Consider the following 23,272-nt stretch of genomic DNA (forward strand, 5'->3'; position numbering starts at 1 on the left):
CCTGTCATTCCTCTAATCACCAGGAAGGAATTGAAGAAAGGAGCTGGCAGATGGCTGCCAAGGAAGTGAAATTTGCGTCGGACGCGCGTGACCGCATGCTGCGCGGCGTGGATACGCTGGCGAACGCCGTGAAGGTGACGCTTGGTCCGAAAGGCCGCAATGTCGTTATCGAGAAGTCGTTCGGGGCGCCTCGCATCACCAAGGACGGCGTCACCGTCGCCAAGGAAATCGAACTCGCCGACAAGTTCGAGAATATGGGCGCGCAGATGCTGCGCGAGGTCGCCAACAAGCAGAACGACAAGGCCGGCGACGGCACGACCACGGCAACCGTGCTGGCCCAGGCAATCGTGCGCGAGGGCGCGAAGGCGGTTGCCGCCGGAATGAATCCGATGGATCTCAAGCGCGGCATCGACCTTGCGGTCGGCGCCGTCGTCGAGGATCTCAAGAGCCATGCCAAGAAGGTCGGCGCCAACAGCGAGATCGCACAGGTCGCGACCATCTCGGCCAACGGCGACGCGGAGGTCGGACGCATCCTTGCCGAAGCGATGGAAAAGGTCGGGAACGAGGGCGTGATCACGGTCGAGGAGGCGAAGAGCCTCGAGACCGAGCTGGAGACGGTCGAAGGCATGCAGTTCGACCGCGGCTATCTGTCGCCCTATTTCATCACCAATGCCGAGAAGCTCAAGGTCGAGCTGGACGATCCTTATATCCTCATCCACGAGAAGAAGCTTTCAAACCTGCAGGCGCTGGTGCCGCTGCTCGAGAAGGTCGTCCAGTCCGGCCGACCGCTGCTCATCATCGCCGAGGATGTCGAAGGCGAGGCGCTCGCTACGCTGGTCGTCAACAAGCTGCGCGGCGGGCTCAAGATCGCGGCGGTCAAGGCGCCGGGCTTCGGCGATCGCCGCAAGGCGATGCTCGAGGATATCGCGATCCTGACCGGCGGCAATGTCGTCTCCGAGGATCTTGGCATCAAGCTGGAGAATGTCACCGTCGACATGCTTGGCCGCGCCAAGAAGGTCACGATCGACAAGGACAATACGACGATCATCGATGGCGTGGGTCAAAAGACCGATATCGACGGCCGCGTTGCGCAGCTGCGCCAGCAGATCGAGACCACCACGTCCGACTATGACCGCGAGAAGCTGCAGGAGCGCGTGGCGAAGCTCGCCGGCGGCGTCGCGGTGATCCGGGTCGGGGGCGCAACCGAGGTCGAGGTCAAGGAGAAGAAGGACCGCGTCGACGACGCGCTCCATGCGACGCGCGCCGCTGTCGAGGAAGGCATCCTGCCGGGTGGCGGTATCGCGCTGCTCCGCGCGATCAAGGCGCTCGACGGTCTCAAGGCCGCCAATGACGACCAGCAGTCCGGCATCGACATCATCCGCCGGGCGCTCCGCGCGCCTGCGCGGCAGATCGCCGAAAATGCCGGCGAGGATGGGGCCTATATCGTCGGAAAGCTGCTCGAAAGCTCCGAGTACAACTGGGGCTTCAATGCCGCCACCGCCGAATATCAGGATCTCGTCCAGGCGGGCGTGATCGATCCGGCCAAGGTGGTGCGTACCGCCCTTCAGGATGCCGCCTCGGTCGCCTCGCTGCTCATCACGACGGAGGCGCTCGTTGCCGAGCTGCCGAAGGAGGAGAAGACCGCGCCAGCGCCGGCGATGGATTATTGATTATCGGGAGGCCTGGCTGCCCGGGCCTCCTAATTTTCGCCGAGTGTGAACGGCCTTGAATCAAAGGTCATGAGTGTCAAACGGCGCGCAAACGGGACCCCGTATTGGAGTGGGCCCCTGGGGTCGGACAGGTATCAGGCCGCGGATTTGACCCTAGTTTTGGTGTGTAACTCCTCAAACTGCACCGGGCTCAAATAGCCCAGAGCGGAATGCAGTCGGCGTTCATTGTAGACGCGGTCGATGAACGGTGGAAGATGGGTGGCGACATCCTCGAAAGTCTCGAACGCCATCGGGTAGACCGCCTCGACCTTGAGCGTTTTCATGAAGCTTTCCGCCTTGGCGTTATCGTAAGGATTTCCGCGCCGGCTCATCGATCCGGTAATGCCATTGGCTGCCAGCAGCGCACGGTAGGAAGCGGCTGCGTACTGGGATCCACGGTCCGAATGATGAATGAGGCCCGGTGAGGGCTGCCGACTTGCGATAGCAGTTTCAAGCGCGGCAATGGCGAGGCGGGCATCGATCGACCGACCGATGGCATAGCCAACCACCCGCCTTGACCATGCGTCGAGGATGATCGCCACATAAGCAAAGCCACTCGCAATCGCGACATAGGTCAGATCTGCGACCCAGAGCTGATCCGCACCTGTCAGAGCGACGTCCTTTGCCAGGTCCGGGAAGATCGGCAGATCGTGATCACTGTCAGTCGTTGCGACATATCTCCGCCGTCTCCGCGGCTGAAGGCTGTGTTCGCGCATCAAACGCTTGATGCGCTTATGATTTGCGCAGATGCCCTGGTGCTGAAGGGCCGCCCGTACGCGTCGCCAGCCATAAGCCTCAAACTCATCGCAGATCGCCATGATTGCGGCCAGCAGATCGGCTTCGTCAACCTGCTTCACCCGCCCATGATAATAGGTTGAACGTGCGATACCCATCAGTCTGCACCCCTGGGAGACGGAGATGCCAAGGGGCCGGTGATGACGGATGTAGTCCCGTTTCTCGGCCGCGGTGCGCTTTGCAGAGCCCCCTTTAGAAACTCCAGTTCGAGGGCCTGCTTGCCGACCAGGCGTTCCAGCGCGGCGATGCGGGCCTCATATTGCTGGATGAGATCAGCCGCTTGCGCGTCATCGTCGAACTCGCCCGCCTCATACTTCTCAATCCAGACCCGGATCAATTGGCGAGAAACGTCATGACGCTTGGCCAGCCCATGCAATGTTTCGCCGCCCAGATATTCCTGAACGACCTGACGTTTGAACTCCATGCTGTGGGAACGGTGTCGCATTGGCTTTTCTCCAAAAGCCAAACCCACGGTCAATCATTATGGTCCCACCTGTCCGACCCCAGGGGCCCACTCCATATCGGCGTTGAAGAGGGACCCCCTTTCCGGGATTGAGCGGAGGGTTGTGGGGAGCGCCCTGCGCTGTGCGCGGCGGAGGTCGGGCGTAGCCCGGCCGGAGGCGCGCACAGCGCAAGTCGGTTTTGAAGATGGGGTGAGAGTGGCGACTAACTGCGGTTTTTGAAGCGCCAGCTGTCATTGCCGGTCTCGACGATATCGCAATGATGCGTAACGCGGTCGAGCAAGGCGGTGGTCATCTTGGGATCCCCGAACACGGTAGGCCATTCGCCGAAGGCGAGGTTCGTCGTGATGACGACGCTGGTGCGTTCATAGAGCTTGCTGATCAGGTGGAACAGCAACTGGCCACCAGAGCGCGCGAACGGCAGATATCCAAGCTCATCGAGCACCACCAGGTCGAGCCGCGAGAGCTGGCCCGCCAGGGTCCCGCCCTTGCCGATCCGGGTCTCCTCTTCGAGGCGTGTCACCAGATCGACAGTGTTGAAGTATCGCGCCCGAGCCCCTTTACGCACGAGATTAGCGGTAATCGCGATGGCGAGGTGGGTCTTGCCGGTGCCCGTGCCGCCAACGAGCACGATGTTGCGGCGTACCGGCAGGAACGAACCGTCATGCAGGGAACGGATCAGCCCCTCGTTGATCGGCGTCCCTTCGAAGTTGAACCGCTCCAGGTCCTTCACTACCGGCAGCCGCGCGGCCGTCATGCGATATCGGATCGAGGCTGCGTCGCGATGGGTGGCTTCCGCGCGGAGCAGATCGGTCAGGATCTCCATGGTGGTGCGCTTGCGCTGGAGGCCGGTGGTGACGGCCTCGTCGTACGCCGCGACCATGCCCTTGAGGCCCAGGCCGCGCATCGTGTCGATCATCTCATGCCGCTGCATCATATCCTCGCAGTTGGTCATAGCGGGCACAGTCGGCGATCGGCGGATGGCTTAACATCCGGTCTGTCAACGGGCACTGAAGATTCCGCAAAAGTGGGCATCTAAAATTCCCTAGTTTGGCGGGACGGTTGATGCCGGTGATCAGCCGTGATGGAGATCGGGGTTTTCCTTTGCTGGCGGGCGGCCGCGGCGTTTTGGCACGGGCGGCGGGTTGATTGCTGGAGTTGCGCGCGCATGCTCCGGCAGCAAGTCGGCGTGCTGTCGCATGCGATAGCTGGATCCCTCGATCTGGATGACCACGGCGTGGTGAAGAAGGCGATCGAGCAGCGCGGTGGCCACGACCGGATCGCCAAAGACATCGCCCCATTCGGCAAAGCCGCGGTTGGATGTGAGGATCATGGCGCCCTTTTCATATCGCGCGTTGACGAGCTGGAAGAACAGGTTGCCTCCCCCCGGCGTGACGGGGAGATACCCGATCTCGTCCACGACGAGCAGTGAGGAGCGGCACAGGAAGCGGATCCTTTCACGCAAGGTGCCCTCACGTTCGGCCTTCGCCAACGCAGCGATCAGATCGGCGAGCGGGATGAAGTAGACGCTTTTGCCCGCCTTTACGGCCTCGACCGCGAGGGCGGTAGCGATATGGCTTTTCCCGGTACCCGGCGGCCCCAGCAGATGCACGACCTCGGCCCGGTTGATGAAGTCCAGGCCAGCGAGCGCCAGGATACGGTTGCGGTCAAGCGATGGCTGGAAGGAGAAGTCATATCCGGCCAGCGTTTTAATGATGGGCAGCCTGGCCATGCGCAGTGCCGCCTTGATCCTGCGGTTCTCCCGCAGCGACAGTTCTTCGTTCAGCAATATGTCGATTGCCTCGACGCCATCGATCTTGCCCTGCTCGATTCCGCGCAGGGTGGCGTCGAGCATCTCGAGGGCGCGCGGCATTTTGAGATGAACCAGGCTACGGCGGATATTGTCCACGCGGGACGCGGCTGCACCGTGGTTCATGGCCGTTCTCCCCGCGCGAGTTGGCTGCCGATCGCCTGATAAATTGCCAGAGAGCGCACCGCGACATGCTCGCCGATACGACCAATGGCGATAACCTCTTTCACAAGGTGACGGCGTTTGGCGCCGTTGCCTCCAGTTCGGTGCGCAGGGTCGATTCTGTATTGCCGACGCCCCTCCAGGACAGGATGTTCGGCAATGACATTGCCCAGGTCGATGATCCGGATCTTGTCGGGCAGTTGCTGGATTTCGACGACGCGCCGTGTGCGATCGGGAACGCTGTAGTAATTGCCGCCGACAGAGACCATGCCGTCGTGGCTAACGCGGCGCTCCAGCTTCAGAACCGCATCGAAGCGCCCTGCTGGGAGCGACTGCAACTCAGGCTGTTCCGTAGCAAATGCTTCGGCAATGATCCGCTGCGTCGTGCCGTGGACACGGACGTTGGCGACGGTGTCGAGCCAGTCGATCAGCTGGACATTGAGATCTTCCAGATTGCGGAAGCTGCGGCCCAGGAAGAAGTCCTTGCGGATATAGCTGAACGGCCGCTCGACCTTTCCCTTGGTCTTGGCCCGATAGGGGCGGCAGGCGCGTGGCACGAAGCGGTAATGCCGCGCCAGGGCCAGCAATGATCGATTGTAGATGATATGGCCCTGATCATCTTCCCCCGTCACAGCGGTTTTCATGCGATCGTAGAGGATCTCGATCGGGACGCCGCCGATCGCTTCGAAGGCCTGCATATGACAGCGCAACAGGGTTTGGAGATCCTGGTGCATGACATAGCGTGCAAACAGGAAGCGCGAATGCCCCAGCACCAGGCTGAACAGCCAGACGATCCGGCTGAAGCCGGGCTCATCGGTAAAATCAACGACGAACCGGGCGAAGTCGACCTGTGCCTGCACGCCTGGTGGCGTCTCGAACCGCACCTCGAAAGGCTTGGGGCCGTTTTCCGGTCGGATCGCCGCCAGGAACCGCTTCACGGCGGTATAGGCGCCCATGTAGCCCAGCTCACGGATTTCCCGCGTCAGGCGCGCCGCTGTCAGGTCGGGAAAGGCCGTAACCCGCTCACGCAGAAATTCAAGATAGGGCGCCAGCTTGTTTGGCCGCCCCAACGCGCGAGGGCCGTAAACCGGAGCTTCGACACCCCGTTCGATATATTTGCGAATGGTCTTGGGGTCGCGGCCAGTGCGTCTGGCGATGGCGGATATCGATACGCCCTGCCGATGTAGCTCGAGGATCATCATCAATTCTCCAAGTCGGATCATCGGCCCCGTCTCCACGTCTGAAAAGGAGATGAGGACGATGTCGGCTCATCTCATTCTGCCGGGGCTAGCCCCGGCAGAATGAGATGAAGGGGCCACCAACTAGGGAATTTTCAAAGCCCACTTCTGCGGAGAATTGCAGGACCGATGACACGGTCTTCCGAAGTGACGATGCTATGCGGCGTCGCCGGCTCGCGGCGGCGGGAGAGAATGTTGAGGATCAGGTCGTCGCTGACCGTTCCGTTCGCCAGCGCTTCGCGCACCGCCGCCTCGACCTGTTCTAGGCCATCGGTGAGCACGGCCGAGAGCACCCGCACGAACCTGCGATCCGCCTCATCCCCGTGCCCCAGCCTGCGCCGCAGGCGATGGAGGGATGGCGGCAACTCCCAGTCCTGGAACGGCGCGCCGTTGCGCAGGGCGCCGGGCTTGCGGGCCAGAACCGGCAGATAATGCCAGGGGTCGTAAATGGTGCGGTTCCGACCGAAGTGACGCTCATGTTCCCCGATCATCTCTTCGCCGCAACGGATGACGATCCGGTCCGCATAAGCGCGCACCTGTACCGTCCGGCGCGCCGCCTTGGACATGACCGAGTAGCGGTTGCGATCGAAGCTGATGAGGCAGGTGCCGGTGACCGCATGCTCGCTCTCATGGAAGCCGTCGAAGGGCGCTAGGATCGGCTGCAGGACAGGCCGCTCCATCTCCAGCGCCTGGGCCACGGTGATATCGCCGCGCTCGGGATGAGCGTGATGCTCGGCCCAGCGCCGGCACTCCGCCTCGAGCCATCCGTTGAGCTCGGCCAGGCTCGCGAACCGAAGGCGGGGCTGGAAGAAGCGCGCCCGGATCGTCTGCACCTGCTGCTCGACCTGCCCCTTCTCCCATCCTGCCGCCGGTGTGCAGGCGGTCGGTTCGACCATGTAATGGTCGGTCATGATCAGGAAGCGGCGGTTGAACACACGCTCCTTGCCCGTGAACACGCTCGTCACCGCCGTCTTCATGTTGTCGTAGATACCGCGCCGGGGAACGCCGCCGAAGAAGGCAAAGGCCCGCGCATGGGCGTCGAACAGCATCTCTTGGCCCTCGCGCGGATAGGCCCGGACATAGGGCGCACGGGAGGCACAGAGGCGGACATGCGCCACCTTCACCCGCATCGGCTTGCCGGCGATCTCCACATCCTCATGGCTCCAGTCGAACTGATACGCCTCGCCGGGCTGGAACGTCATCGGGATGAACGCCGATGCGTCGTCACCTCCGTCCTTGCGCCGCCGCTCCCGCCATCGGCTCGCGTAGCGGCGGACCGCATCGTAGGAACCTTCAAACCCCTCCCGCACCAGCAGGTCGTGGATGCGCGTCATCCGTAGCCGATCGCGCCGGCTGCGTGCCTCGTTCTCTTCAAGAAGCGTGTCGAGGCGATCCTGAAAAGGACCGACCTTCGGCAATGGCTGCACCTTGCGTTGATAGTTGAATGCCGCCTCTGGAGACCGGATCGCCTTGCGCACTACCTTCCGGGAAAGACGAAGGTCACGAACGATCGCCTTGATCGACTTGCCCGCCGCATGCTCACGACGAATCCGTACTACTGTCTCCACTACCAACATCCCGTTCTCGCCACTTGGTCAAACCACGCGGCCTCATAAAACTCCGGGATGAAAGGGGTCCTTTTTACTCGCCGATCACCCCCCGACTGGGGTGGCTATTGCACGCCGATCCTCACGCTTGCCCGCGTCGTAGCCGCGAGGCCCTCCGCTTTCCGTCGTTTTGACCGACTGGCTGTCGATAATACATGCGCTCGGGCTCGCCTCGCGGGCCTCCAGTTCACGCGCTACCATCACCAGCCTGTGGTTGATTGCCCGCCACAATCCCATGTCGCGAAACCGATAAAACCACCGCTGAACGGTTGTGGCGGGCGGAAACAACCCAGGCGGCAACATCCGCCACGGAAGCCCGCCTCGCAGAAGATACAGCATAGCATCAACAAGCTGGCGCCAATCCCATTTGCGACGCCGACCAAGCGGCAGATCGCCAGGCATCATCGGCTCCAGCACACGCCATTCGGCATCGGTCGTGTCACTTGGCAAACGCAGCCCTTTGCGCGCATGCTGCGCGCGGGTGGTATCGGTCCACATGGGATACTCCGTCGGTGTCTCGCAACTCCGACTGAATCACATGTCGCTGATATCGCCCACCTTTCTTTCAGATCCTATTCCGGTTCAGGCTCTAAGGCATGTGCCGGAGATGTTGCGAAGATAAAAGGGGATCAATTTGATTATTGTAGCTATGGAGCGGCTCAGTAACCGTGCCAGCGCAATTGAAACGCAGGCTGCGCTCGATCCGCAATCACGCCTCGCCTATTCGCTCTTGTTCATCTGGTGCTTATCGTGGCTGTCCATCTTTGCGTTGAGCGACTTCATCGCGAGCGACATATCGCTTTACTGGTCATTTGGTTCGGCGTGCGCGATAGCGGGCTGCGGTGCGCTCGCGCGGCGCTATCGGCATGAGAGGATCGCGCTTTTCCTGGAGGCTTGTACCGTTCCTGCCATCGGAGCAGCGCTGGGGCGGCTACGATCATCATGCTCGCCTCCGTCAGCGGTCGATTTGTCGATGTCCAGTTAATCAGGATCGACGCGATGCTTGGGTTTGATTGGAGGGTCATTTTTGATTTCTACCTGGCCCATCCTTGGATTGTGCCGATTTCCGAGACTGCATATTCGTCATTTCAACCTCAGTTTTTATTGCTTCCCATTGCATTGTGTCTTTGGCGCCCCGAGATGCTGTGGCCCTACATCACGGCCTATATTTTCGCCCTCTTGGCAACCGCGGCGATTTTCCCGTTTGCCGCGGCGGAAGGGCCATATGTCTATTACGGCATACCGCAGGGCATTGTGCCGAACATAGGAGAGGAATGGCCCTGGCAGTGGCATTTCGGAGAATGGATCACCCAGCTTCAGAAGGGTGAAACTCAAGATATTTCAAAAGTCTGGGGCGGACTGGTACAGTTTCCCAGCTTCCATTCGGCTGCTGCGGTTCTGTTCATTTGGGCAAGCAAAAGCATCCGATTCCTGCGCTGGCCCGGCCTGCTGATCAACGTCGCCATAATCCTCTCGACCTTCATCAGCGGCGCACATTATCTCTCTGACGTTTTGGCAGGATGCGCCCTCGGACTGTTGTCGATTTGGGCTGCAACCAGTGTGCCGATCCTTCGGTGGCCCACGCGCTCAAGTTTTCCAAACCTCAGCCCGCAATCTGCTTGATTCCATGTCATGCGCTTGGTTCAAGTGGTTAGCGTGATCTTCACTTTATCGATCTATTTCGTCCGCTGAACAGCTATACGGGAAACAAGGGTAATGATCGCAAGCGGGATCGGGGATAATCGGTTCTGGAATATCCGGCTTTTAGCCGCGGTGATCGCGGCATTTGCAATACTGCTATACCTTGTCGGCAAACCCATACCGATCATCATCTGGGATGAAGGGCGAATTGTCATCAACGCCATGGAGATGCGCCATAACGGCATCGGGCTGGTGACGACCTATGACTATCATCAGGATCTTTGGAACACCAAACCGCCGCTGCTCATCTGGTTGATGACAGGTAGCATGTCATTATTCGGGGCCACCGAGTTCGCGCTTCGGCTTCCGTCTCTCCTCAGTTCGCTCGGCACGGTCCTGCTGGTGATGCTCTTTCTCTACCGAATCACGTCTTCGGCGGCGATTGCGGCCTTTGGCGGCATCGCCCTTGCAGCAAGCGTCGCCTTTTTCGGTGAGCATGGCGCGCGAACCGCTGATTACGACGCGCTGCTAACCTTCTTCACGACCGGTTACATGATGCTGCTTTTTTTCGCGGTGCATAGGTCGCATCCACCGCTACGCTGGCTGCTGCTCGCCGGCGCGCTGGGGGCAGGTGCGCTGATGACGAAGGGAATGGCAGGTGGAATTCCAGGCGCCGGACTATTGCTGTACCTCACAATCACACGCCGCTGGCCCAGAGTGTTAAGGAATGTGCATTATCTGATTGGCGCAATCCTTGCCGTTGCTCCGGTTTTGCTATTCCTCGTCCTACGCGAGCGGGCCGATCCTGGCTATCTGCACGCCATGATCTACAACGATGTCAGCGGCCGCTTCAACGAGGCGCTGGACGATCATGATGGCCCGCCTTGGTATTATATCGAAACCACGTTCATCACCGGGCTATTCAGCCTTGGCGTAGCGGGATTGCTGTCTCCGCTCATCCTTCCGCTTGCACGGAGCCGGGTGCGCCTCGCCCTGGCCTTTTCCTTGTGCATCGCCTTCGCCCAGCTTGTTGTCGTCACGATGACCAGCACTAAACTCACCCACTATTATCTCTCCGCTTACCCGTTCGTAGCTATCGCATCCGCTCTTGCAATCCATGCCATCCTGGTTCGCCTGCGTGCGCAGGTGAAATTGGGGACGCTGCCGCGCTACAGGCTATGGCTTCCAACGGTCGTGGCCACATTGCTGCTCACAGTAGGAGTTGTGCGAGCAGTCGATGTCGACCGGACACTGTTGTTCGACCGCGAACATTATCCGCGCGCGCGATACGGCGCCCTTCTGGATACGCTCTCCAACCAGCGCGCGCCGGTGATGGCGATTGAACCTGGCTGGAACATCCCCGACGATCCGCATTATGCGCCTGAGTTACGCTTCTATCTGATGGTCGCGCGCGAAAATGGACGAGTGGTCACGCAGACCGGCGACCTCAAGGCACTCGCTTCAGCCTCCCCTGGCGTGATCGTCGCGACCTGCGATGCGTCGACCGCATCGCTCCTCAGGGCGAGGGCCGCAAAAATCGTGGTTGAACAGGACGGCTGTATCGCAAGCCTTGAAGGCGCCTGAGAAATCCAATGCGGGGAACCTTGTTAAACCGGTCTGATCTGGAGGGACGAAGCAACCGAAGCCGGGCCTACAAGGTCGTAATGCGTTACCTCCCTGAGTTGCTGCTTGGCATGGCCACGCTTGCCGCGCTGACGAGGCTCTACAATATTCCCCTGACCCACGATGTCGTTTGGCAGTTCTGGATCGCGCGGCAGCTCATGCATGGCGCGGTGCTCTATCGCGATATTTGGGAAATTAACCCACCACTCTGGTTCTGGTCGGCCGTTCCCATGCGTTATGCTGCGGCATGGCTATCCATGCCGCCTCTGCGCCTGCTGGTTGTCGGCGTCATCGCTATTGGAGCCCTGTCCGCCCTGATGGTTGGGCATCTATCAACCTTTAGGTCCCCGGTTGCGCGACTGGCGTTGATGATCCTGTCATTCTGGTTGATCGTGGTCGGGCCGCTTTATGATTTCGGTCAGCGCGAACATATCGCGCTGATCAGCTCTGTTGCCTACGCGGCATTGATTTCACGCCGATCGACAGGAGAAGGCGTACCAAAAACATTGGCACTGCTCGTGGGCATGGCAGCCGCCTACGGATTTGCGCTGAAGCATTATTTCGTGACCGTTCCAATCATGCTGGAATTGTGGCTGATCGCGCGCAACCCAGTACAGTGGCGGATCATCCGCCCGGAAACCACCATGCTGGCGGTGCTTGCCGTGGCTTATGGTGCTGCAGTGATTGTCTTTGCCCCTGCGTTTTTCACCGATAATTTGCCAATGGTCCAGACGGCCTATCATGGCTTCGAATCATCATGGAGGATGGTGCTGCTGCGGCCGTGGACCGTGGTTTGGGCCTTCATAGCCGCCTTCTTCCTGACCTACGGTGGTGCGTTTGGAAAGAAGGCGAACCCATTGGTCTCCACACTGCTGATCGTCGCCATCGGCTTTGGCGCCGCATACGTTCTGCAGCGTAAGGGATGGCTTTATCACAGCGTGCCTGTGACTGGCGCTGCTGCTCTGGCTCTTGGTGTACGATTGGGAATGGCCGATATGCGCCGGCTGATACCGATAAGCGTAGGACTTTTCATGCTAAGCCTACCCATATTGATGTCCGTCAAGATCGGTCCCTATCTCAACTATTTCAGAGACGAGATCGATCCAGTTTTGGCCACGCTTCCCAAGGGAAGTCCCGTCTTCATTGCGTCCGGCGAACCCATGTGGGGATGGCCTACGGTCGGAGATCATGGACTTTCCTGGCCATCACGGCTCTATGCATACTGGATGATACCAGCGATAGCACATGGTGAGGTTAGCGGCCCCAATCCTGCGCCGCTTCGCGCCCTGGCAAAGCGAATACAAGAAGAAGCAGCCTTGGAAATCCGCTGCTCCTCGCCCGCTCTAATTCTTTTCGAACGTCGGCCCAATTACATTTATCAGCCTCCCAGCTTCGACGTTCGAGGTTTTTTCCTCCGCCGCTCGGATATTCGCTCCTATCTGGCGCATAATTATCGCGAAGAAAAACCAATGCCTTGGCTCTACCTCTATCGCCGCGTCACGCCACGTGAGCCGACGCCTTTGAACCCGAAATGCCCGAATTTCTCCTAGGGTGCATGATGCGGGGCGAAGAAATGGCTACGATCCTATATCTAAATGATAGTTTCGCAGACAGACGCCTGAAACTGGCGGTGCCCGATTGCATGACGTCCGGGAGCGTCAACGCCGACCCATCTATCGACCCTGGCGCGCAATCTTAAAGGACTTGAATAATGGGAGGATCCATCTCTGCTGAACATCGCGGGCCATTCACCGGCATTGTTTCTGAAGCCTCGAGAAATTCGCTCTCCATTTGCGTAACACCAGGCTGGATATGGACATCTCTTGCAGCTCTTCTGGGTAGCAGCCAGCTACTGCTTTGGCGGTTTCTCGATACCGCGCCCGCCTGGGCCTACATCCTTGGCGGTTTGGTCATTGTCGGGCTCTGCTTCTTCACCGTCAAGATCACCAAGAATAGCCGCGATATTACCCTCGGCACCCTGCTAACATGTTTCCTGGTCGCGCTCGGCCTGTTAGTGCTCAGCGGCGAAGGGCGGTTCTTCTACGCCAATGTGGATTGGCAGGTTCGCTTTGCCGTGCTGCGGGACATGGGCATCAACCCCTGGCCATTCGTCTACAAGGCGCGCCCCGAGCCCGACCTCCTGCGCGCGCCGATCGGTATGTTCCTGTTACCCGCACTGGTCTTCAAGCTGCTTGGCCCAAGAGCGGCGGATATCGCCCTGCTGGCGCAGAATACGACGCTCGTTGCGCTTCTGCTCGCCCTGGGCAGTCAGCTGTTTGCAGAGCGGCGCTCGCGCCTGATCGGCCTGGCGATATTCATTCTGTTTTCCGGCATGGATGCGATTGGCGACCTGCTCATGCAGGGAATGTTGACCGGTCACATGGAAGACTGGGCCGAGATCCAATATTCCTCGACCATCACCCTGCTTTTCTGGGTACCCCAGCACGCGATCGCCGGTTGGGTGGGCGCGGTTGGCTATATGTTGTGGCGGGAGGGCCGCGCGCCTCTCGCTCCATGGCTGGCGCTGCTGCCGCTGACGGCGCTCTGGTCGCCTCTGGGGCTGATGGGAGCCATGCCCTTTGTTGCGCTAGCAGGGGCAAGAACGCTGATCGCGCGTTCGCTGCGCTTGCGCGATGTCATGGCTCCCGCGGCATCGCTTCTCCTTTGCCTGCCCTCGCTCATTTATCTGGGCGCCGCATCGGATGACGTCGGCTTCCATTTTCAGCCGATCCCCTTCGTCCAATGGCTGCTGTTCCAATCCTTCGAAACGCTACCCTATCTGATTCCTCTCGCAATAGCCGGACGATCGACGCGGTTCGGGCGCGATAGCCTGTGGCTGGCCTTTGCCTGGCTGATGCTCATCCCCTTCGTGCAGATAGGCTGGTCGACCGACTTCATGATGCGCGGCTCGATCACGGCCTTGGCACTGGTCACGGTCATGGTCAGCGATCATGTCGTGCAACGGGGCGAGAGGTGGCGCTGGTTCATGGTGGTGCTTGCCATCGGCAGCCTGACCGGCCTTGCCGAGATACGGCGCGCTTTGCTCTATCCCGCGGTACCCGAGGTGCGCTGCACCTTCTTCAAGGCATGGGACCAGACGTTCGCGGCCTTTCCCAAGGGCTCCTATCTGGCGCCTGTCGATAAGGTTCCAGCGCTTATCCGCCCTGCCCATCCGGCCCGCGCCTCGGCGAGCGAGCCAGCCCGCTGCTGGGACGGCACCTGGAGGCTGCCCTATGATCCGCGCAACGCTCCGTCAGACCGAGAGAATGGCGTAAAGTGACAAGCCCAGGGGGAAGGAAAGGCGGCCAAGAAGATGCCGCTCTGCCGCGAACACCCGCTGAAGCGCGGCATTGACGAGCGGCGACGGACGCGCATCCAGGGGCGTGTCACGGCGTAGCAACTGGTGGGCGAAGCGCTGCGCTACGGCGAGCGGGAAAAGCAGGCTGTTGAAATGACCTGAGGCTTCGACCTTCAACCCTGCTGCGCGGATCACTTCCAGCAGGCCATCATGCGTGTAACGGCGCTTATGATGGTGCAGCACGTCATGCTCCGACCAGAGCCAGGGCGCAGCCGGGACAGTGAGCAACAGCCGCCCATTGGGCGCGAGCCGTCCACCCAGAGCGCGAAGCGATGCTTCATCCTCATCGATATGCTCCAGCACATCGAGCAGCGCGATCAGGTCGTAGCGGGTTTCACCGAAACCGATCGCATCGGGCAAGGCGCCCGCCTCCACCCGGCACAGACCGCGTGCAGAGGCCAGCGCGCGGGCGTCAGCGTCATATTCCATGGCATCGAGCGCGCCATATTGCGCCAGCAGCGCAAGGTTGCCGCCGGTGCCGCAGCCCGCTTCAAGAATATGAGCGTCAGCAGGCAACCGAACATGGGTACGGACCAGGCTGTCGATGATCGCCCGGCGAGCGACAAACCACCAATGATCCTGCTCCTGCGCGCTCATGCTCGCATAGGCTGATCGGTCCATTCTTCCTCTTCCTTGGCTTGGGGCTGGATAGCACGCGGCGCTGTCGGCTCGCTTTCCTCCGCCACGACATAAAGCGGCCGATTGCGCACTTCCTGCGCGACGCGGCCCAGATATTCCCCGATGATGCCAAGGCTCATCAGGTTGAGGCCCCCCAGCATCAGCACGGCGACCATGGTCGAGGCGTAGCCCGGCGTATCCACTCCGGTCAGCAGCGTGTGCAGCACCAGGAAGGCGGCATAGGCAAAGGCCATCAGGGCGATGCTGCCGCCGATATAGGACCAAATCCGCAAAGGCATGGTGGTCGAGGCGGTGATGCCATCCACGGCGAGCGACCAGAGCTTGCTGACGCGCCATTTGCTGCTTCCGGCCTCGCGTGGAGCACGTTCATAATCGACCGTGGCGATGCGAAAACCGACCCAGGAGAAAAGGCCCTTGGTAAAACGTGCCTGTTCGCCCAGCTGCTTGATGACGTCCACCGCCTGCCGGTCGAGCAGCCGGAAATCGCCGACATTCTCCGGGATAGGGTGATCCGAAAGGCGGTTGATGAGGCGATAGAATCCTTGCGCGCTCCAACGCTTGAACCAGTCGTCGCTTGACCGGTCGGTGCGGCGGGCATTCACCACCTTCGCCCCCGCCAGCCAGTGGCGGACCATGGCGATAATGACTTCCGGCGGATCCTGCAGGTCGACGTCAATCGGGATGACGGCGTCTCCCCTCGCCCGGTCTATCCCGGCGGCCAACGCCGCTTCCTTGCCGAAGTTTCGAGATAGGGTGATATGGCGGACGTCAGGATTTCGGTATGCGAGGATGGTCAGTATATCGCCGGTCCGGTCTGTGCTGCCATCATTGATGAACAGAAATTCTGCTCGAGCATCAGGCCCGATAAGGCGAAGTGCCTGGGCGACCGCAGGACGCGCTGCATCCAGGAACAGCGAAATGCTCTCCTGTTCATTGAAGACCGGAACGACGATCGATAGCAGCGCTGGTGTAGCCATTCCTTCGAGCCCCCTGCGGGCTGGTGCCCCCTGCGGCTATCGGCGAAAATGGTTAACAAGCCGTTACCCGCACGCGTGCAAGCTATAGCATCACGGCGGAGATGAACATAATATTTACCATTTTTGGCGATCAGGCTGCGGTCTGCTAAAAGGTGAATGGCGCGGATGATGACCCAAAACAGCCTCCGTAATGTTGGCCTCCTCGCGGTTGTGGCGGGGCTCCTCCTACTGCCGACCTTCCTACTGGGTCCGGGCGATTCCCATTCCGTTACCTACAATTATGTCTGGACGAGTCAGTTCGGGATGGAGATCGCGAAGGGCAATCTCTATCCGCGCTGGCTGCCGGGCAGTTTCGAAGGACTGGGTAGTCCTGCCTTCTATTTCTACCCGCCAATCGCCTTCTGGATAGCCGGCGCCTTCGACGCTGGCGGCCTGTCCACTCTCGCCGCTATCAACATGGCCGCATTCCTGACGTTGCTGCTGTCAGGCATTGCCATGTATCATTGGCTTTCCGCGCGCGGCACCTATCCGCTTGCCGGGGCAATCCTTTACATGGCCGCGCCCTATCACCTGATGGACTTCTATGTCCGGGGCGCTCTGGCGGAATTTACGGCCTTCATATGGTATCCCCTCATCGCTCTGGCCATAACCCGCCTTCCCGAGCGCAGGGGCGTCATCCTGCTGGCGCTCGCCTATGCAGGGCTCGTGCTGACCCATTTGCCCATGGCGATGCTGACCGGCTTCTTCCTGATCGCTCCGCTGGGCGTGCACAGGATTCTGGCGGACCGGCGCGTCTTTTGGCCTCTGGCCGCCAGTGGGGCCGTCGCCCTCGGCCTTGCGGCCTTCTATTTGGTCCCGGCCCTCACGATGCAGGACCATATTTCCTCCCAGCTGCTTTGGGGGTCCTGGTATCAGCCATCTTCCTGGGGGTTGCTGGCGGGTGGCCCACTTCTCCAAATGCTGCCTATTCCGGTGCTGATTGCCGGCCTTGCGCTTCTGTCGCTCTCGGCAAGTTCCATCTGGACTTTCACAAGCCTTTTGGCCGCGCTGGCGGCCCTTGGCCTCATCCCCTTCATCTGGGACATTCCACCCTTCGCCCAGGCGCAATTTCCCTGGCGGCTGCTGGGCCTTATCGAATTTGCCGCCATAACGGCTATGCTGAGCTGCCGTCCAAAACCGATCCTGTTGGGATTGGGCTTGGCGCTTGTGGCCTTCTCCTATGTCCGATGGACAGCCGAAGCGGCCGAATATCTGGCCAAGCCAGTGCCTTACGCCATGATCAAACACGATCTCCCCGATGCCGCCGAATATCTGCCTGCCGGCTTCGACACGAATCGCATAACCGACTTTGAGCGGAAGCCAGACCTCACCGAATGGCGCTACGTCAGGCCGGGGAACGAGGTGGTGGTAAAGAAGCCAGGCAAAGTAACGATGCGCCGCACCGCTTTCCCTATCTGGCGGGTCATGCGGGGCGATGAGGTTGTGCCTTATCAGGGGCCCGTCATCCACTTTCAGGCACAGCCGGGCCACTATCGAATAGAACGTTTCACTATATGGCAGGAATCGGTTGGGCTGCTTGTCAGTATGGCCAGCGCCTGTCTGCTTGCGGTGATAATGCTTCGCGGCCGATTATCGCGCTTGAACGCCATGGCTGAAGATAGAACGTGTGACGCCAAGTGAGGGTACGATTGCGTGTGCGCTGACCCTCCTCCACGATGGCATTCTTGGCACAGCTATATGCTGAGCTCCCCACCCAATGCGGAAATCGGGTCGGTGCTCCTATACACAGCGTTGAACATCGCAGGCTGTATGCGGGGCCGCACCCAGCTGGGAGCCGAACGATCTTCCCGTCCCTGGTTGTTGGTTCCATTGGTGAAGTTGCGGACCAGGCTGCAAGCGGTCACCAGCCTACGTGCGATCCACCTACCGGAAAACTTCAAAGCAATTATGCGTTTTCAACCGAGTTTAAGCCCATTCCGTCTCTTGGAAAACGCGCGATCACTTTCGAGAAAAGCCTCCAGCATTGCCGGTATCAACTCCGTGATGGGTTCCTCCTTCCCGTAAGCCTCGCTATACAACGCCGCATATTCGGCAATTGCCTGATGCAGGTCAGGCAGAATCGAAATTGTGAACTTGACCGGCGTTCGATCAGGAATGCGCGGCAGTTTCAGATCAGCCATGTGCTCCTCCTATTCTTTCCATGGCGGCAGGACGAGATCTCGATGGACCAGCAATCGTACCGGCGTTCCCGGACGAATGATGATCGTCGGCTGCACCTGCAGATTACGCGAAGTGATCTGATCGCCCGCCCAGGACACATTCTGCTGGGCCGCCTCGCGGACAGCCCGCACCAGATCGCTCTCACCGGAAATGGAGAGATTGGCGCCAACACCCAGCAAGGTCGATATCGCCACACCCTGCAGCAATCGCAGGCTATGATAATCGGCCTTGTCCGCCAGCCCTGCATAGCCGGACGTGTCGGTCGCCGGCGCATTGTCCAGCCGGATTGCACTGCCGTCGGGCATGATGATGCGCTGCCAGATGACCAGGGCGCGGTTCTGCCCATAGCTGATGCCGCTATCGTAGCGGCCGATCAGCCGCGCGCCCTGCGGAATGAGCAAGGTTCGACCGCTTGGACTGTCATAAACACGTTCCGAGACCTGAGCGGTCACAAGGCCGGGCAGGTCGGATCGCAGGCCGGTGATCAGGCTGGCGGCAATCACACTACCGGCCGACACTATGTTCGGTGACATGGGCGGCTCCATGCTGTGCGAATTGATGTCGCTCTCCGCCTGAGACGACATCATGAAACGCTGCTTCCTTGCCTGCCGGTTTGGATCGAGATCCTGATCAGGCCCCGACGCCTCTGGCACGTGTGCCGTCGGCGTAACCCGCGACGTTGCCGCAAGTTCGGGGCTGGCCGCTTCTCCAGCCTTTTGCGCGGTGATCGCCAGCAAGGAAGATTGCCGGGCAGCTTCTAGATCGGCAGCGGCTTTTTCGCGGGCGGCAGCCGCAGCTCTTGCATCAGCGTCATCGGGCGGTGCACCAGCCAAATCATCCCCTTCCCGCTGCCGCTTCAGGATCGGGCGTCCCAGATCGCCGGGCAATGGCTGTCCGAGCTGCAGCACCGCATCATAGCTTTTTGGCAATCCTGCCAGCTGATCCGGTGGTAGACGCGAAGCCTCGGCCTCAGTCATCGACATGCCGATAGCCATGGGTCGGCGTGGCGCCAGCGCCCACCACATCGTGGCCGCCATTCCAAGGGAAAAAATGGCGACACCGCCCACCAGAATGTTGCGCCTGAATCTCAGCGCTTTTACGGGTTGAGCCCGCATTTGCAGCGCTGCCGGATTTTCCTTTGGCCGGACTTCTTCCGTCGATGGGTGAGCAGCGCTCTCTCCCAGCCGTTCGTCGCTCGACGGGATCTCTGTCGGCGCCTTCGATCCGCTCATGACGCCCTCCGTCGGCGAGTTGAGCCAGTCCGTACGACCCTCACAACCCGCTGTTTTCTGGTGCCAAAACGCAGTTCAGCCTGGTCGAAGATCCGGTCGACGATGTAGAAGCGGTCCCTGAGCCGATAATTCACGAGCTGCGCCTCCCCCTTGCCATCGACCAGAAAGAGTGGAGGCGCATCGCCAACAACGATCGACGCTGGAAACTCGATATAGGTCTGCCGGCCGTCATCAAAAGCGCGGAGCGGACGCCACGTCGGGGTATCGCCCGAAATTGCATAATTGAAATGCAGCTGCTCGACCTGAATGCCTGCCGCGATGGGTTCGGCGGCACGGGCAGCGTCATTCGCGCGGCGCAGTGCCAGCAGGGCATCTTCGGGATAGCTCCACGAAATGCCCGTGAGCGCAGTCCGTCCGGTGCTGACCAACGCCAGATGATAGGCACGGCGATCAGTCGTGATGAGCAGATTGGTCGACAGTCCCGTCAGGCTGGGCTTGACCAATATATGAGTCCGCTTGGTCGCTCCGTTACCGCTGGACGTATCGCCTATGACCCACCGAACGGTATCCCCGCTGGCGACGGAGACGAGCATTTCCCCCTGCTCCAGCGCGATGTCCGTTATCCGTTCGGGCGCGGTGATCAGCTTATAGATCGTCCCAGCCGAATAAGGATAGACCTGCACTGCATTCAAGAAGGCATCGGTTTTGGGGCCCAAGGTGGCATGGCGATTGGCGAGTTCGACATTTGCCAGGCCGCGATTCTGCGCTTGCGCCGACCTGTTTCCCCCATCAGCGATGGCGGGCGATGCGATCATGGCCAGCATGGCGAACGAAATGGTTGATTTATGGATCATGGCTGCGCCTCCATCCTGTCGGCCGATGGGTTGGAAATGGCTGTTGCCGCCGCTGTCCGGGACGGGGCCGATCGTACCTGGGTGGCATCGCCCTCGATCTCCCGGCTCCAGTCAATCGCATCGACATAGATGCCGAGCGGATTACGGCGGAGATCATCGGCGGTTCGCGGAACCTTGGTGACGATGGTCAATATCGCCGTCCAGCGCGACGAGCCCGCCTGGCTTCCCCGCTCATATTCGCTCTCGGCCCATTTCACCTGAAAGGACCTGTTCGACGCGCGGAGGACGCTCGTCACCTGCACCGAAGCAGTCTGTTCACCGATCCGGGCGAAGGGTCGCCGCGCCCGCGCATATTCCCCGAGAAATATGGCGCCCCGGTCGCTGGCAAAATCATAGGCCTGCAACCAGTTGCGGCGCATGAGGACAGGATCGAGCGACACGCCGCGCACATTCTCTATGAAGCGTGCCAGCTGATAGGCGATTTGCGGATCGGTCGGCTGATAATCGGCTTCGGCCCGCGACACCGCCCTCGCCTCACCCCGTCGGTCCACCTCGACGACATAGGGCACCACCCGGCTTTGCAGCGATTGCCAGATCAGGCCCGATGCCATCGCGCTCGACAACCCCAATGTGCCGAATGCCATCAGCCGCCAGTTCCGCGCCTGCACGCGCGCGCTCCCGATCCGCTCGTCCCAGAGTTGCCCTGCTCGCTGGTAGGGCGTTTCGGGCGCGGGAGTCTGACCATAACGCTGGACTGCTCGTCGAAAGATCATCTCAGTCGTCCTTTTCATGAATGTCGGGGGTGACGGACGCGCCGCCGCGATCGCCTTCCTTCAATGTCTGCGCGGCAAGGTGACGGTGATGGCGCCCGTCCTGCCGGCGTTGCATCGCTTGCGCCCAGTCCGGTACATCGCCCTGCTTTGCTCCGGCTGATTTTGCACTGCCCGTGCCCAGCGCCGACCAGGCCGCCTCCCGTCCACGCTCGGCGGCGTCGGCGATACCCAGGCTGCTTGCAGCCTTGTTGCGGACGGCATGTCCGGCTGCCGTGGCGACACCACTCAGGCCGGCAGCCATGCCCGACGAGCCGGAAGTCTCCTGGCCTAGCTTGTAGGCTGCCTGCGCCGCCGTCCCCATCATGGTGCCGGCCCGGATCGCGGATAGTGCGCCACCGGCAAGCGCTCGGCCGCCACCGATCGCGGCGGCACCGCCCAGAACCGCGACCCCGGCGGCACCAGCCACGCTGCCAACGGCGGCGCCCGCTCCCAATTGCGGCGCTCCGGCGGCAAGGCCCGACGCCATGGCAGGCGCAAAGATGCCAAGGCCGAACAGGGCCAGCGCCGCGAGCACGAGACTCATAGCCGCGCCGATATCGGGTTCCTGCCCCTTGAGGGCATCTACCATCTGCGAAAAGAAGCTGGAGCCGATTCCGACAATCACGCCCAGCACCATGACCTTGATGCCGGAACTCACGACATGACCCAGCACGCGTTCAGCGAGGAAGCTCGTGCGGTTCCAGAGCGCGAAGGGAATGAGAATGAAACCTGCCAGCGACACGAGCTTGAACTCGATCACGGTGACGAACATCTGCACGGCAAGGATGAAGAAGGCGAGAATGACGATCACCCAGGCGAACAGCAAAATGGCGATCGTCAGAAAATTGTCGAAAAAGCTGGTGAACCCCATCAGATCGGACGCCTGATCGAGCAGCGGCCACGCCGCCTCGAAACCGGCTCCGGCCAACCTTCCGGGCTTCAGCAGATCCTCCGCCGAGATGGTGCCCCCACCCGCCGTCAGCCCGGCCGCGGCAAAGGAACGGAAGATGATTTCGGAAAGAGAGGAGAAGCTGTTGATGATGAAGGCAAAGGCGCCAACGAAGAGGATTTTCTTCAGGAACCGCCCGATCACATCATGCTCGCCGCCCATCGCCCAGAAAAGCCCTGCGAGGGTCATGTCGATGCCGATCAGCGTGGCCGTCAAGAACCGCACATCGCCGCCCAGCAGGCCGAAGCCGCTGTCGATATAGGCGATGAAGGCCGCGAGAAATTGGTCGATGACATTGAGATCATTCATGAGACAGGGTCCTCATGGACTTTGGTGTCGCGGAGCCCCGCTGCGAGAGGGGCTATTGATGAGCGAGGCTCCGCGACGAGGCAGCGTCCGGCCGTGGGGGAGCGGCGGGACCGGCGCTGCCTCATCTCAATTCCGGTTATAGGCGGTGCCGGACCCAAGAAATTGCCTGGTCGCCGCCCGCGCATCGGCTTCCGCCTGGATCCGGCGCGCCTCTTCGACCGCCTGCGCGCGGAAATGCGCGGCCATCATATTCTGGATCTGAAGCTGCTGCTTGGTGGCCAATGCCAGCAACTGGTTGGTCGCCTGGGCCGCCTGCAATGCGCCCTCGGCGCCCTGGCTTTTCCCTACAAGCGTTTCGATGGCGTCAGCGTCCTGGGCGACGTTGCCCACCACCTGCGACTGGATGCGCATGGACTGTTGATACGCATCCTTGGCAGCGTCGAAACGTTCCCGCGCGGATGCCAGGCGTTCGTCGCTGCGCATCGCAGCGTCGTAATTGTCGGGAAACAACCGCTTGAACTGGCTGTCGAGCGTGTCGATCCGAAAGTCGATGCCCTGGGCAGCCGCCATCAACTGGTCGACGGCGCGCAATTTATTCGTCAGCTCGGTGAGTTCGGGAAAGCTGATGCGGCTCAAATTCTTCGCCATGTTGGTCAGCATCGACGCTTCATTCTGGAGCGACTGGATCTGCTGGTTGATCTGCTGGAGCGTTCGGGCAGCGGTCAGCAGGTTCTGCGCATAATTGGCGCTGTCGAATACGGGGATGGCATAAGCGGGCCGGCTCTGGAGGAGCAGACCACCGCCCATCGCACCGGCCCCGCCCAATGCGAGGACAGAAGCCACCAGATATTTGCGGAGCGGAATGCGCGCTTTCAT

Annotated in this window: 19 protein-coding genes and 2 pseudogenes; 6 read left to right on the forward strand and 15 right to left on the reverse strand. The window is 60.7% G+C overall.

Translation table 11 applies throughout. The features are described 5' to 3' along the window. Positions 1 to 50 precede the first annotated feature (50 nt). Positions 51 to 1,670 (forward strand): chaperonin GroEL, encoded by a 1,620-nt coding sequence (gene groL / locus EGM87_RS11670; RefSeq protein ID WP_025548312.1) that lies wholly within the window; start codon positions 51 to 53, stop codon positions 1,668 to 1,670. A gap of 134 nt (positions 1,671 to 1,804) precedes the next feature. Here the strand turns inward: groL and EGM87_RS11675 are convergent, their stop codons facing one another. From EGM87_RS11675 to EGM87_RS11705, 7 genes and pseudogenes are all read right to left on the reverse strand, one after another. Next, complete coding sequence (locus tag EGM87_RS11675) at positions 1,805 to 2,653, reverse strand: IS3 family transposase (RefSeq protein WP_137710316.1); 849 nt, start codon at positions 2,651 to 2,653, stop codon at positions 1,805 to 1,807. Then, positions 2,602 to 2,949, reverse strand: coding sequence for a transposase (locus tag EGM87_RS11680; protein ID WP_037484504.1), 348 nt, complete (start codon positions 2,947 to 2,949; stop codon positions 2,602 to 2,604). Before EGM87_RS11680 ends, EGM87_RS11675 begins: the two co-directional genes overlap by 52 nt. Before the next feature lie 221 nt (positions 2,950 to 3,170). Continuing rightward, entirely contained in the window at positions 3,171 to 3,899 is a 729-nt protein-coding gene (gene istB, locus EGM87_RS11685; protein WP_099185604.1) for an IS21-like element helper ATPase IstB, read from the reverse strand. Positions 3,900 to 4,040: 141 nt separating this feature from the next. Continuing rightward, complete coding sequence (gene istB / locus EGM87_RS11690; RefSeq protein WP_099185852.1) at positions 4,041 to 4,901, reverse strand: IS21-like element helper ATPase IstB; 861 nt, start codon at positions 4,899 to 4,901, stop codon at positions 4,041 to 4,043. After that, the gene (gene istA / locus EGM87_RS11695; protein WP_099185853.1) at positions 4,898 to 6,160 is read right to left on the reverse strand and encodes an IS21 family transposase; all 1,263 of its coding nucleotides are present in this window, start codon (positions 6,158 to 6,160) and stop codon (positions 4,898 to 4,900) included. Before istA (EGM87_RS11695) ends, istB (EGM87_RS11690) begins: the two co-directional genes overlap by 4 nt. Positions 6,161 to 6,345: 185 nt before the next feature. Beyond that, positions 6,346 to 7,752, reverse strand: a pseudogene (istA, locus tag EGM87_RS11700) (IS21 family transposase); the annotation flags it as partial. Positions 7,753 to 7,866: 114 nt separating this feature from the next. Then, positions 7,867 to 8,280 (reverse strand): annotated as a pseudogene (locus EGM87_RS11705) (transposase); the annotation flags it as partial. A 444-nt stretch (positions 8,281 to 8,724) separates the two neighbouring features. Between EGM87_RS11705 and EGM87_RS11710 the strand changes: the two are divergent. The 4 genes from EGM87_RS11710 (at position 8,725) to EGM87_RS11725 (ending at position 14,326) form a co-directional block, all read left to right on the forward strand. Continuing rightward, the gene (locus EGM87_RS11710) at positions 8,725 to 9,405 is read left to right on the forward strand and encodes a phosphatase PAP2 family protein (RefSeq protein ID WP_137710314.1); all 681 of its coding nucleotides are present in this window, start codon (positions 8,725 to 8,727) and stop codon (positions 9,403 to 9,405) included. Between the two features lie 93 nt (positions 9,406 to 9,498). Next, positions 9,499 to 11,007 (forward strand): ArnT family glycosyltransferase, encoded by a 1,509-nt coding sequence (locus EGM87_RS11715; RefSeq protein WP_137710313.1) that lies wholly within the window; start codon positions 9,499 to 9,501, stop codon positions 11,005 to 11,007. Between the two features lie 80 nt (positions 11,008 to 11,087). Beyond that, a complete protein-coding gene (locus EGM87_RS11720) occupies positions 11,088 to 12,596 on the forward strand; it encodes a GtrA family protein (protein ID WP_503345413.1) in 1,509 nt (502 codons plus the stop codon). A gap of 161 nt (positions 12,597 to 12,757) precedes the next feature. Then, a complete protein-coding gene (locus EGM87_RS11725) occupies positions 12,758 to 14,326 on the forward strand; it encodes a hypothetical protein (protein ID WP_253719064.1) in 1,569 nt (522 codons plus the stop codon). Here EGM87_RS11725 and EGM87_RS11730 read toward each other — a convergent pair. Together EGM87_RS11730 and EGM87_RS11735 are read right to left on the reverse strand one after the other, a co-directional pair. Then, on the reverse strand, positions 14,300 to 15,025 hold the full coding sequence (locus EGM87_RS11730) for a class I SAM-dependent methyltransferase (protein ID WP_137710311.1): 726 nt from the start codon (positions 15,023 to 15,025) through the stop codon (positions 14,300 to 14,302). The two genes, EGM87_RS11725 and EGM87_RS11730, sit on opposite strands and share 27 nt — an antisense overlap. Continuing rightward, complete coding sequence (locus EGM87_RS11735) at positions 14,998 to 16,020, reverse strand: glycosyltransferase family 2 protein (protein ID WP_137710310.1); 1,023 nt, start codon at positions 16,018 to 16,020, stop codon at positions 14,998 to 15,000. The genes EGM87_RS11730 and EGM87_RS11735 overlap by 28 nt, the downstream gene beginning before the upstream one ends. 165 nt (positions 16,021 to 16,185) lie before the next feature. On the opposite strand from EGM87_RS11735, the gene EGM87_RS11740 reads away from it, so the two are divergent. After that, entirely contained in the window at positions 16,186 to 17,700 is a 1,515-nt protein-coding gene (locus tag EGM87_RS11740; protein WP_503345414.1) for a putative glycosyltransferase family protein, read from the forward strand. 275 nt (positions 17,701 to 17,975) lie between these two features. Here EGM87_RS11740 and EGM87_RS11745 read toward each other — a convergent pair whose 3' ends face one another. From EGM87_RS11745 to trbJ, 6 genes are all read right to left on the reverse strand, one after another. Then, positions 17,976 to 18,200, reverse strand: coding sequence for a DUF2274 domain-containing protein (locus tag EGM87_RS11745; RefSeq protein ID WP_007687413.1), 225 nt, complete (start codon positions 18,198 to 18,200; stop codon positions 17,976 to 17,978). A 9-nt stretch (positions 18,201 to 18,209) separates the two neighbouring features. Beyond that, positions 18,210 to 19,472 carry a TraB/TrbI/VirB10 family type IV secretion system protein gene (locus EGM87_RS11750; protein WP_137710308.1) on the reverse strand — a complete coding sequence of 421 codons (1,263 nt, stop codon included), beginning with the start codon at positions 19,470 to 19,472 and terminating at the stop codon, positions 18,210 to 18,212. Beyond that, a complete protein-coding gene (gene trbG / locus EGM87_RS11755) occupies positions 19,469 to 20,326 on the reverse strand; it encodes a P-type conjugative transfer protein TrbG (protein WP_137710307.1) in 858 nt (285 codons plus the stop codon). Before trbG ends, EGM87_RS11750 begins: the two co-directional genes overlap by 4 nt. Then, positions 20,323 to 21,099, reverse strand: coding sequence for a conjugal transfer protein TrbF (gene trbF / locus EGM87_RS11760; protein ID WP_137710306.1), 777 nt, complete (start codon positions 21,097 to 21,099; stop codon positions 20,323 to 20,325). Before trbF ends, trbG begins: the two co-directional genes overlap by 4 nt. A gap of 1 nt (position 21,100) precedes the next feature. Then, complete coding sequence (trbL, locus tag EGM87_RS11765) at positions 21,101 to 22,396, reverse strand: P-type conjugative transfer protein TrbL (protein WP_137710305.1); 1,296 nt, start codon at positions 22,394 to 22,396, stop codon at positions 21,101 to 21,103. Between the two features lie 126 nt (positions 22,397 to 22,522). After that, on the reverse strand, positions 22,523 to 23,272 hold the full coding sequence (trbJ, locus tag EGM87_RS11770; RefSeq protein ID WP_137710304.1) for a P-type conjugative transfer protein TrbJ: 750 nt from the start codon (positions 23,270 to 23,272) through the stop codon (positions 22,523 to 22,525).

Source organism: Sphingobium sp. RSMS (genome assembly GCF_005406185.4).
In the GTDB taxonomy this organism is placed as follows: domain Bacteria; phylum Pseudomonadota; class Alphaproteobacteria; order Sphingomonadales; family Sphingomonadaceae; genus Sphingobium; species Sphingobium fuliginis.